The sequence below is a fragment of the Planctomycetota bacterium genome (genome assembly GCA_026387035.1).
Taxonomy (GTDB): Bacteria; Planctomycetota; Phycisphaerae; order FEN-1346; family FEN-1346; genus JAPLMM01.
The window spans coordinates 1-11,153 of the sequence record JAPLMM010000072.1; the positions used below are offsets into that span (position 1 = coordinate 1).

General features: G+C 65.3%; 7 protein-coding genes. 5 read left to right on the forward strand and 2 right to left on the reverse strand.

The window, feature by feature from the left end:
* The coding region (locus NTX40_02345; GenBank protein MCX5647927.1) for a 3-isopropylmalate dehydrogenase at positions 1–902 on the forward strand (902 nt) is incomplete at its 5' end.
* 27 nt (positions 903–929) lie between these two features.
* Positions 930–2,291, forward strand: coding sequence for a hypothetical protein (locus tag NTX40_02350; GenBank protein ID MCX5647928.1), 1,362 nt, complete (start codon positions 930–932; stop codon positions 2,289–2,291).
* Between the two features lie 630 nt (positions 2,292–2,921).
* Here NTX40_02350 and NTX40_02355 read toward each other — a convergent pair.
* On the reverse strand, positions 2,922–4,922 hold the full coding sequence (locus NTX40_02355; GenBank protein MCX5647929.1) for an NPCBM/NEW2 domain-containing protein: 2,001 nt from the start codon (positions 4,920–4,922) through the stop codon (positions 2,922–2,924).
* Positions 4,923–5,275: 353 nt separating this feature from the next.
* The gene (locus NTX40_02360; GenBank protein ID MCX5647930.1) at positions 5,276–6,592 is read right to left on the reverse strand and encodes a Gfo/Idh/MocA family oxidoreductase; all 1,317 of its coding nucleotides are present in this window, start codon (positions 6,590–6,592) and stop codon (positions 5,276–5,278) included.
* Between the two features lie 698 nt (positions 6,593–7,290).
* Between NTX40_02360 and NTX40_02365 the strand changes: the two genes are divergently transcribed.
* From NTX40_02365 to NTX40_02375, 3 genes are all read left to right on the forward strand, one after another.
* A complete protein-coding gene (locus tag NTX40_02365; GenBank protein ID MCX5647931.1) occupies positions 7,291–9,798 on the forward strand; it encodes a hypothetical protein in 2,508 nt (835 codons plus the stop codon).
* Positions 9,799–10,088: 290 nt separating this feature from the next.
* Positions 10,089–10,364: a DUF4282 domain-containing protein gene (locus NTX40_02370; protein MCX5647932.1), complete on the forward strand. Its 276-nt coding sequence runs from the start codon at positions 10,089–10,091 to the stop codon at positions 10,362–10,364.
* Positions 10,365–10,415: 51 nt separating this feature from the next.
* Positions 10,416–11,108 carry an HNH endonuclease gene (locus NTX40_02375; protein MCX5647933.1) on the forward strand — a complete coding sequence of 231 codons (693 nt, stop codon included), beginning with the start codon at positions 10,416–10,418 and terminating at the stop codon, positions 11,106–11,108.
* Positions 11,109–11,153 lie beyond the last annotated feature (45 nt).

Consider the following 11,153-nt stretch of genomic DNA (forward strand, 5'->3'; position numbering starts at 1 on the left):
TCATCACGGACGAGGAAATCCAGGCGCTGAAGGCCTTCGACGCCATTTACCTCGGGGCCGTGGGCGACCCCCACGTCGCCCCGGGCATCCTGGAGAAGGGCCTGCTGCTGCGCCTGCGGTTCGAACTCGACCAGTACATCAACCTGAGGCCGGTGAAACTGTACCCCGGCGTGCCCTGCCCGCTCGTGGGCAAGAAGCCCGAGGACGTGGACTTCACCATCGTGCGAGAGAACACGGAGGGCCTCTACACGGGGATGGGCGGCATCCAGTACAAAGGCACGCCGCACGAGGTCGCAACGCAGGTGATGTGCAACACGCGACGCGGCGTGGAGCGGTGCATCCGGTACGCCTTCGAACTCTGCCGAAAACGCAACGACCAGAAAATGCTCACCCTGGTGCACAAGACGAACGTCCTGACGTACGTGGGGGACCTTTGGCACCGGACGTTCCTCGAAGTCGGCGAAGAGTATCCCGACATCAAGAAAGACTACAACCACGTCGACGCGTGCTGCATGTGGATGGTCAAGAACCCCGAGTACTACGACACGATCGTGACGGGGAACATGTTCGGCGACATCCTCACGGATCTGGGGGCGATGATCCAGGGCGGCATGGGCATCGCCGCCGGCGGCAACATCAACCCCGAGGGCCTCTCGATGTTCGAGCCGATCGGCGGCTCGGCGCCGAAGTACACCGGCCAGGGGAAGATCAATCCGCTGGCGGCCATCGGGGCGCTCGCGATGCTCCTGCGGGAAATCGGCGAGGAGCCGGCGGCCGACCGCATCGAATCCGCCATCGCTTTCGTAACGGCGAAGAAACTCAAGAGCCTGGCGGCGGGCAAGATGGGATATACGACGAGCCAGGTGGGCGACCTCGTGGCCGACGCCGTCGTCGAAGGGTAGGTGCTCCGCGCGGTGCAGCCGAAACCCATGAACCGGATTCGCCTGGCGATGCTCTCGATCCTCCCCCTGCTTTTCTGGACCTTGCCTGCGCGGGGCGGGGAAAACTCACCGCCGGCCAAGGGTTTCTACGCTGTGGTCATCAGCGCCAAGACGGCCGGCGACAAGGACTGGGCCCCCGTGGTCGCCGCCCTCAAGGAAAAGTACGGCGCCCGTGTCATCACGTGGAACGAGGGCGTCGGCGAGGTTCGCCAGCCGCTGGCTGCCGCAGGGGCCAATTATGCCTGTTTCGTGGCCCGGCCCGAGGAGGCGGGGCGCGATTTCGTGGTGGCTGTCCACCGCCTGACCCGCCGCCTCGAGCCTCTCGTCCTGAAGAAAGTCCTGGCGGGCACGAGCGGCGGATGGATGGGGCCTTTCGAGGAAGGCGTCCTGTTCGACGAGGGCAAGGCCGGGTCGATGCGCGTGAAGACCCGCGACGGCAAGATCGAGGACCAGGGCTGCCCCAACGATTCCACGAAGGCGATCGTCGACTATTTCAACCAGCAGAAGCCCGACGGCTTCATCACGTCGGGCCACGCCACCGAGCACGACTGGCAGATCGGCTACTCGTACCGCAACGGCCAGTTGCGGCACCAGGACGGCCAGTTGTTCGGCCTCGACACGGCCCGCCAGCGGTACGACATCCACTCGCCCAACCCCAAGGTGTACCTGCCGGTGGGCAACTGCCTCATCGGGAACATCGCGGGGCGCGACTGCATGGTCACCAGCCTCATCCACTCGGCGGGCGTGGTGCAGATGTTCGGGTACACCGTGCCCACGTGGTATGGCAAGGGCGGGTGGGGCATCCAGGAAGTGTACCTTGGTCAGCCAGGCCGATGGACGCTGGCGCAGGCGTTCTTCGTCAACATGCAGGCGATGCTCCACGAGATCGAGACGCGGTACCCCAAGAGCGCTTCGGTGAACTTCGAGCGATATGATGAAGAGCGCAACCCCGCTTTGCTGGACCAACTGGCCGCCAGGCACCACCTGACCGACCGCGACGAGATGGGCCTGCTGTGGGACCGCGACACGGTGGCCTTCTACGGCGACCCGGCGTGGGAAGCCCGGCCGCTGCGAGGCCCGCCGGCCTGGGAACAGAAACTTGTGATGGAGGGCAACCGCTACGTGCTCACCCTCACGGCCAACGAGGACGGCGCCTGGCCGGGCCAACCCGTCATGGAACTCCTTCCGCACCGCATCGCGGGCGCCAAGATCGTCAAGGGCGAGGACACGAAGGCCGCGATTACGGAGAACTTCATCCTGGTGCCGCTCCAGGGCAAGTTCCGGAAGGGCGACAAGGTGGAGATCGTTTTCGAGGCCGGCCGCGCCGGAAGGTATGTAGCCGCCAGCTGACGCTGCCGCGGGCAAGATGGGATATACGACGAGCCAGGTGGGCGACCTCGTGGCCGAGGCTGTGACCAAGGCGTAAGGCCGGTGGGCCGGGGCCGCGAGATCCCCCACAAGTTCAAAACGACTTACGTCAACGACCTCGAACGTAAGTGCCATTTCTGCAAAACGAAAAATAAGGACTTACAGCAAAGGAGGGAAAGGCGGGAACAGGGAATCGGGAACCCACCACCACCCCGGCACGCCGGGGCTTCCGCCTTCGTCCCGGCACGCCGGGACTATGGTGGACAAGACGGCGGGCAGGCCGGGGAACCGGGAAGTAAGCAAAATTACACGTGCTTAGCCGCGACCCCTGTGGCGCGCCCTTGCCTGTCCGTCCATAGTCCTCTCCCGGCGCGCCGGGATCGGGACCGGGACGAAGTTTACCCGCCCGTGGCGGGGCGGAACAGGGCACGGTTATGGGTGTCCCCAATGGCATTAAGATAAGGGGATTTGAGGCGTTTCTGTGCGGCGAGGGACCCCACGAACCGGGGCGCAAGGCAGCGCCAGGGCCGATCTGCGCCGGCCCGAATCGCCGACCCAAGGGCCTTGGGGGCTAATCTTAATGCCATTGATGGGTGTCCCCCGAATTCCCGTTCACGGCTTTGGCCACATGCGGACGAGCATAACGCCGTGGCGGGTCACCTGGGCCGAGAACCGTCCGTCGGCCTCATCGAGATCTTTCTGCCGCCAGAGGTCGCGGACGCGCTGCGGGCCCGTCAGGTTCAACTGCCCCCACGTGACGGTCATCTCGCGGGCGACCTCGGCGAAGTTGAAGAGGCCGACAGCCAGGCTGCCATCGGCCATCGGCTTCGCCAGGACCAGGTCGTCGCTCGTCTGCACAAGGGGCCGGGCCTGTTTGCCCAGCGGGTCCTGGTCCACCGCGATGACCTCGGTGTTGCAAAGGACATTCAGCGTGAAATCGTCGAGGCGGGTTATGTCGCCGGAGTAGATAAGCGGGGAGGCCATCAGGCACCACATCGCCATGTAGGCGTACTGTTCGTTGGGCGTCAGCGGGGTCATCTGCGGCGGTGCGCTCATTTTACGGGCGTTCCCCACGTACCCGATGAGGATGTAATCCGGGTCGTTCCACGCTCCGGGGCGGGCGTGTTCCCAGTGCCGGGCGTTCTCCAGGCCGATGTGAAAACACCCTGGCAACTGGCCGCCCTGACGCAGGCCGAGGTCACCCGTGGTCCGCCAGCAGTTCCCGCCCACCTCGGCCCCCCACTCCCACACGTTGCCCATGCCGTACTGGCAGAGGTTGAAAACGATGTCGCGGGGGAGGGTCTTCAGGATGTCGCCCATCTGGCGATACGGACGTTGGAGCCGATCGAGCCCCTCGCCCAGGTTATCCCTTTTGGCCACGCCGCCGTACGAGCACCAGTCGTACTTGAGGAAGTCGAAGCCCCACTCGGCATACGTTTTGGCGTCGATCTCCTCGTGCTTGTACGAGCCCTCATACCTCGCGCACGTGGCCGGCCCCGGCGAGGTATAGAGGCCCACCTTCAGGCCCTTGGCGTGCACGTAATCGGCCAGGGCCTTCATGTTCAGGAAGTTCTCGTTCGGCCGCATCCGCCCCTGGTCGTCGCGCGGCGGCGCGTCGGAGCCGGACTTGACCATCCAGCAATCGTCGAGGTTGACGTACTGGTATCCGACGTCGGCCATGCCGGACGCGATCATGGCGTCGGCCGCCTTCCGCACGTGCTCGTCCGTGATTTGCGTGTACCACGTGTACCAGTGGTTCCAGCCCATCGGCGGGGTGAGGGCGAGCGTGTCGCCGACGACAATCGTGAAGCCGCGGGCATCGGTCCCGGTCTCGTTTTTCGCCTTCAGCGTGACAGCGTATTTGCCGCACTCCTCCGGCGCCTTGCCGGTAATGATGCCCGTGGCCGAGTCGAGGCGGAGCGACGCCGGCAGGCCCTCGGCCGCAAAGACTAGAGGCCGCGTGCCCGTGCACGGAATACGGTAGAGGAACGGCCGGCCGGGCCGGCAGCCGTTCACCTCCGGCCCGCTGATGCGTGGCTCGGGACCGGGCTTCGGCGTCAGGATGATCCGCTCCTCGTGGAACTGCGGGGCGTCGATGGCTTCGGGCTTTGCGCCGGCGACCTGGAACTCGGCTTCAGCCCAGTCGGCGTGGTCGAACTGGGTGTTGCCGCCGGCCGATGTCACGAGCAACACAAGGTGCTTGACGCCCTTGAGGTCCACATCCACGCGCTTGGCGTCCTGGCCGCCCTTCATCACACCGCTGTCGGACAATTTGTTGCCGTCGCCGTACACCTGGAACTCGACCGAGCCGTTGCCGCCGGCCGAATCATCCACGCCCACCCAGGCCGTGAAACGTTCGGTCTTGCCGTCGAGACGAACATGGAGGGCCGATTCGGCGTGGGTCCCCACGCCGCACTCGAACTTGCGGCCGGCGATGGCCATCGGCTTCTCGGTGCAATTGCGGTCGACCCGGGGCTCGCCCCAGCCGGCCGACATCTTCGAGAGGTCCAGGGCCGACAACCGGACCGTCTCGGCCGCCTGACAAGCCACCGCCAGGGGGACGCCGAGGACCACCGCCGCAGTGAACAGCATGTAAACAAGTCGTTGGCACATTGGTCTGCCTCCAAGCCAAATCACAGGGGTCGCGTCCCGAAAGTGGGTGGAAACCCGCCTGAGGCGGGCAGGTTTGGGGTTCGGCGCGACCCCGTTCCCGAAACCCAATTCGGTGCTACTCTGCGAAGTAGCGAAGGGCTACTTCGCTACGAAGCACGAGCCCGCCTTCCTGGCGGACCTGACGTTACTTTAAGCCGCATCCAAGTACCTGTCAATCGCCGAGACGTCGATGCTGTCGGCCGAGACCGTTCGTGACGCCTCGACGATTCGCCCGGTCACGCGATGCAGAAGAAAGCGCGGCAGCCTGGGAAGGCCGCCGCGCTTAGCATGTCCTCATTCGGCATTCGCCGTCGTTAGCCGTTCAGGACCCAGCCTTCGCGGTAGGTCTTCTGGATGAACGCGTTCGCCTCGGGGCAGTTGGGGGCCTTCAGGTTGGCGGCGTCCCACTGGAGCGGCTTTCCGACGCGGCAGGCCGCCAGCGCCAGGAGGTTGTGCTCGATCAGGGCGCCGGCATAGTCGAAGTTGCAGAGGGTCTTTCGGTCGGTCTTCGCGGCCTCGATCCATTCGGCGTGATGGCCCTTGGAGGGCGGGATGAGGGTGTCCTTCGTGGCAGGCTGGAAGGAGGTCAAGTCGCCCGTGGGCATGAGGATCCGGTAGTCGTAGTCGCAGAGGAGATATCCCTTGTCGCCCTTGAAGATGACGCCCTTGAACAACTCGTCGCGGTTGAAGACCTTCGAGGGAACGCCGGGCTTCTTGCCGCCGTCGTACCAATAGACCTTGACGGCGGGCCGCCACCCGTTGGCCGGGTGGTCCCACTCGGCCGTCAGCCACTCCGGACACGTGTCGGGGCTGACGGGTGTGCCCTCGGCCTTGCAGGTCGTGGGGTCGCGCAGGTCGAGGGCCCAGTAGGCCATGTCCATCATGTGGCTGCCCATGTCACCGATCTGCCCGCTGCCGAAGTCCCAGAACCGGTTCCACGCCAGGCACCCGCCCAGGTACTCCGGGTTGTAGGGATGCATGGGCGAGGGGCCGATCCACAGGTCCCAGTGGAGGTGCGGCGGAGGGTCGCCGGCCGCCGGCAGATATTCGCCTCCCTTGGGCACGCGGCTGCACCAGACGCGGGCATCCTCCGGCGTGCCGATCGCACCGCCGCGCACCAGTTCGACCATCCGCCGAAAGTTGTCCGAGGCGTGGATCTGCGTGCCCATCTGGGTGGCCAGTTTGTTCTTGTTCTTCAGGTACGTCTCGCGCACGGTGCGCGCCTCGTGGACCGAGTTGGCGAGCGGCTTTTCGCAGTAGACGTGCTTGCCGCGGTTCATCGCCCAGATGCTGATGAAAGCGTGAGTGTGGTCGGTGGTCGAGCAGACGACGGCGTCGATGTCCTTCTGGTCGAGGCACTGCCGCCAGTCGACGTACGTCTTGGCCTCGGGGAATTGCTGAGCGGCCTTCTTGAGGTTGTTCTCGTTCACGTCGCACAGGGCCACGATCCGTTCGCCCTTGACATCCCCCAGGTTGGCCCCGCCGCGCCCGCCGACGCCGATGACGGCCATGCCCAGTTTGTCATTGGGCGACTGGCCCGCCTCCAGGATTCCGGACTTCAGCACCACCAAGCCCGCGCCGGCCAGGGCGCCCGTCTTGAGGAAATCGCGGCGATTCGTGCCACGGCTCATTTCGCACCTCCTTGTCCCATGCGCCTGATAGGAAGACCCCGTGTCCTGTTTCCCGCGCGAGCCGTTCACGCGCGCTTCGCCCGGCGCGAAGGGCTTTACCCTTTGAGCGAGGGCGTTCAGCCTAGCCGCCGCCCACCACACGTGTCAAGCAACCTCGCAAGAAGTGGCCTGCAGGGCCGACGCACCGGAAGGTAACGTAGCCGCGAGCCGACATTGCCGCGGTCGAAGCGGTGAGCGTCAGACTGTTGCCGGCTATCATGGCAGCCGACCGCGTCGAATCGGCCGTCGCATAGGCGACGGCAAACAAACCGAAGAGCCTGGCCGCGGGCAGGATGGGCTTCACGACGAGCGAGGTCGGCGGCCTCGTGGCCGAGGCCGTCGCCCGTAGGCCTTTCGGCCTGAAAAGGCCTCCTCGCGGCGATGGTAGCGGGGTTCCCGGGCCTCCGGGGCTGATAGTTGGCGTGCGGCAGGTTTGAGCCGTCGCGTCCCTTTCTCGCCACCCGGTCTGTCGTCAATTTCTGTTGACACCCTTCCGGTCCCCTTTATAATCGCGCCGCCTTTATCCCTAGTTGCGAGAGGAGTTTGCAGGCGCGTTGGGCGCCGAAGGAATTGAAACCGCCGGCCGGGAGAAACCCTCCGGTCCTCCGACAGGGCTGCCAAGCCGGCGGACTCGCCGTGTGCATAGAAGGAGACGCCAGATGACGATGCGTACCTTCCGACACCGGTGCCGCTGGTCGGCGCCCGGAACGTGGCTGCTCGCTTTGACGTTGGCACTCGTGGCGCTGCCGATCGGAAAGGCCGGCGCCCAAGGAGACGCGGCCTCCCAACTCGAAAAACTCTTCGGTCCGACAAAGCAGCCCGGCGCGAAAGGCGCACCGCCTGCCAAAGGTGCGCCGCCTGCGGAAGGTGCGCCGCCTGCGGAAGGCGCCCCGCCAGCGGAAGGCGCGCCGGCGCAAGGCACCCCGGCCGCCGAAGTCGCACCGCCCGCGGAAGGCGCGCCGGCGCAAGGCGCCCCGGCCGCCGAAGGCGCCCCGCCCGCGGGGTCTCCGACGCCCGCCCAGGAAGAGGCCGCCGCCACCGGATATGGGGCGGCCGGTCTGCCCGTCACCCTGGCCGGGGCGGACCTCCAGAACAACTGGCGGATGATGGTCCACTATTTCAAGTTGGCGCGGTTCGACCTGGCGGCCGATTTCGCCAACCGCGTCCTCGCCGCCAATCCGGACGCCAAGGCGGTGCTCGCGCTGACGGAATCGCCGTCCACTGGATACGACGTCCTCATCAAGATGGCTCACGTCCAGGAGTTGGTCGGCGTGGTCGGGCGGATCCTGACGTTGGCCGACGAAGGGGCCTATCTGAAACGGACGGACGCGAACCGCATCCAGGCGAATCTGCTGCGGCTGGGGGACGGCCCGAGGCCCTACTACCTGGCGATGAAGGAACTGAAATACAGCGGCCCGTACGTCGTGCCGCACGCCCTGGCGATCCTGCAGGACCCCGCCCGCAAGGAACTTACGCCGTTCGTCATCCGGGCGCTGGAGGAACTCGGCCGGCCGGTCGTCCTGCCTCTGCTGGCGGCGCTCCGCACCCCCAAGGACGACCTGAAGCACACGATCATCAACATCCTGGGAACCATCGGGTACCCGTACGCGCTGCCGGCCCTGAAGGCCGTCGTCGAAAACCCCAAGACGACCGACACGCTGAAGGCCGCCGCCACGGGCGCCATCCTCAAGATCGCCGACGAAAGCGTCCTCGCGATCCCCGCCAAGATGCTCTACCTCACCGCGGCCGAAAAGTACTACTACAACAAGATCCTCGTGGCGGACGAGCGCCTGCCGACCTACGACCTGTTTGACTGGGTCGAAGGGACGGGCCTCCTGTACCGCGCCGCGCCGAGCCGGGCCGTCAACGAAATCCTGGCGTCCCGCGCCTGCGCCGACGCCTTGAAGGCCGACCCCGGCGCGCTCGAAGCCGTCGCCCTCTGGGTCTCGTCACTGATGCAGATGGAAGCCGAACTGGCGGGCAAGACGGCCCGCGAGGCCGACCCCTTCCTCCCCGACGACATGCCGAGCGTCGATTTCTTCGCCCGCGCCGTCGGCCAGCAGCACCTCTACAAAGTGCTCGACCGGGCGCTCGAGGACCGGAACACGGCCGTGGCGGTCCGCGCGGCCAAGGCCCTCCAGGACGTGGCGAACGAGGAGTTCCTCACCCTCTACGGCCAGGCCGACGTCGGAAGCCCCCTCGTCCTGGCGCTCGGGTATCCCGACCAGCGGGCGCGATTCGCCTCCGCCTTCGCCCTCGCCGCCATCCGCCCGCGCAATCCGTTCACCGGCGCGGGCAAAGTCATCCCCGTCCTCTCCGAAGCCCTCAACCTGGAGGCCCAGAAAAGCATCCTCCTCGCCGAGCCGGAACCCGACAACCGCAACCGCCTCCAGGCGGAACTGAAAGAGGCCGGCTGGAACGTCGTCCTCGCCACGACCGGAAACCAGGCGCTGGCCGCCGCACGCGCCATGCCGCGCATCGATGCCGTCCTCATCTCCAGCCGCACCACGAACGTCAGCCATGCCGACGTCGTCTCGCTCCTCAGGACCGACTACGCGACCGCCATGACACCCATCCTCGTCCTCTCCTGGCCCGACGACCCCGTCAAGGCCTCGTGGCTCGAGTCCCAGGTGCCGTACCTCCGGGCCGTCGAGCCCGGCATCGCGACCGCGGCACTCCTCGCGGCGGTGGACGAATTGAAGAAACAGGCCGGCTCGCTCGTGCTGAACGCCGACGAGAGCCGCGCCATCAGCCTCCGCGCCGCCCAGGTCCTGAAAGACATCGCCATCGACAGCCGCGTGTATTCCGCCCGGCGGGCACGCCAGAGCCTGCTGGACAGCCTGACCGCCAATCGGCCCGATGAACTGGTCGTGGCGGTGCTCGGGGCGCTGGCGGAAATCGCGGACGGCGAAATCACCCGCGCCATGGTTCACGTCGGAACCGACGAGACGCGATCCAAGGAAGTCCGCGTGGCGGCTCTTAAGGACCTCGCCCGGGCCGCTCGCTTCGTCGGCAATAAACTCGAGGCCGGCGAAATTGCCGCCCTCCAGGCCCGAGCCGCCAACCCCGACGACGCCATTCGCGACGCGGCCGGCGAAGCCCTCGGAGGACTCGACCTCGACGCCGCCGAAGGCGCCAAACTCATCCTGAAACACGGAAGCAACTGACTGACAGCAAGTGACGAAGTGACGGAGTAACGAAGTAACGTAGTAACGCCTCTTGGCGCGGCGTCCGACCGGGACGCCGCGATTTTTCACCGAATTTCTCCGCACTGCGGGCGTTCGCGCGCCGTGTGCCGTTAACGCCCGCCGATTCATCCTCGGGCCGGCGAAAACTATTGCCCTCCTTCCCCCCGGCGCTTACAGTTGAGCCGGCGGCCGGCTTGTCCGCCATAGCCTTGGCGGAGGCGGAAGCCGATCGGCCCCGTCACATCACCCTCAACAGAAAGGGGAACGCCATGTGGGACTTCCTGACCTTCCGCAAGATGCTGACGCCCATCGTCATTCAGGTTCTGTTCTGGCTCGGCGTCGTCGCATGCATCCTGGGCGGCATCGGGGCGATTCTCACGGGCATCGCCCGCATCAACCGGACGCCGGAACTCATCGGCATCGGCATCCTGGCCGTCGTGTTCGGCCCGCTCGTCATGCGCATCTATTGCGAATGGCTCATCGTCCTGTTTCGCATCAACGACACGCTGACCGACATCCGACGCAACACCGAGCGCGGAAAGTAAGAGCCGATAAGCAGTTATGGGGTTTTACAAACGCGAGACTACTGTGCCATGATCAGCCCAGGCGACGTCATATCCTACCTTCAGATGTGCCAAGAGGAAGGTGTCAACCTCCAGCGTGGCATGAACTTCAGGTTGCGCGGCGGGTATAGCGTGATTCTAATGAGTCTGAGGGCCGGGGCTCCCTATGCCGACCGTATCGAAGATGAGGGGCAGGTCCTCATTTACGAAGGCCACGACATTCTCGCAACGCGTGAGGGGCCTGATCCCAAGTTGACCAACCAACCGATGCATAACCCCGGTGGAAGTCTGACGCAGAACGGTCTCTTCTTCGAAGCCGCGCAATGCCACAAGAGGGGACAGGCTGAACCCGAATTGGTTAAGGTGTATGAAAAAATCAAGTCAGGCATCTGGGTTTACAACGGGATCTTCAAACTCGTTGATGCCTGGGAGGAGTTGAGTAACGCCCGAAAGGTCTTCAAGTTCCGCCTTGAACTTGTGGAGGGTTCGTCTTCGCCCCAAAGCGGCCCGGGTCAAGATCTCGAAAATACGCGGTTGATCCCTGCTACTGTAAAACTCGAGGTCTGGAAGCGCGACAAAGGAAGGTGCGTCCGTTGTGGAAGCGACGACAATCTGCACTTCGATCATATAATACCCTACTCCAAGGGAGGGTCCTCTCTGGTCGCGGAAAACATCCAGATTCTCTGCGCGAGGCACAACCTGGAGAAGCGAGATAAGATAGAGTAGGTTCTTTCCTGAGGGAACGCCTATGCCGCGATACGTGGTGCAGCA

What these genes read in the sequence shown, in the direction of transcription:
- NTX40_02370 (MCX5647932.1), top strand. Translation starts at nt 10,089, where the DNA reads ATGTGGGACTTCCTGACCTTCCGCAAGATGCTGACGCCCATCGTCATT.
- NTX40_02365 (MCX5647931.1), top strand. Translation starts at nt 7,291, where the DNA reads ATGACGATGCGTACCTTCCGACACCGGTGCCGCTGGTCGGCGCCCGGA.
- NTX40_02360 (MCX5647930.1), bottom strand. Translation starts at nt 6,592, where the DNA reads ATGAGCCGTGGCACGAATCGCCGCGATTTCCTCAAGACGGGCGCCCTG.
- NTX40_02350 (MCX5647928.1), top strand. Translation starts at nt 930, where the DNA reads ATGAACCGGATTCGCCTGGCGATGCTCTCGATCCTCCCCCTGCTTTTC.
- NTX40_02355 (MCX5647929.1), bottom strand. Translation starts at nt 4,922, where the DNA reads ATGTGCCAACGACTTGTTTACATGCTGTTCACTGCGGCGGTGGTCCTC.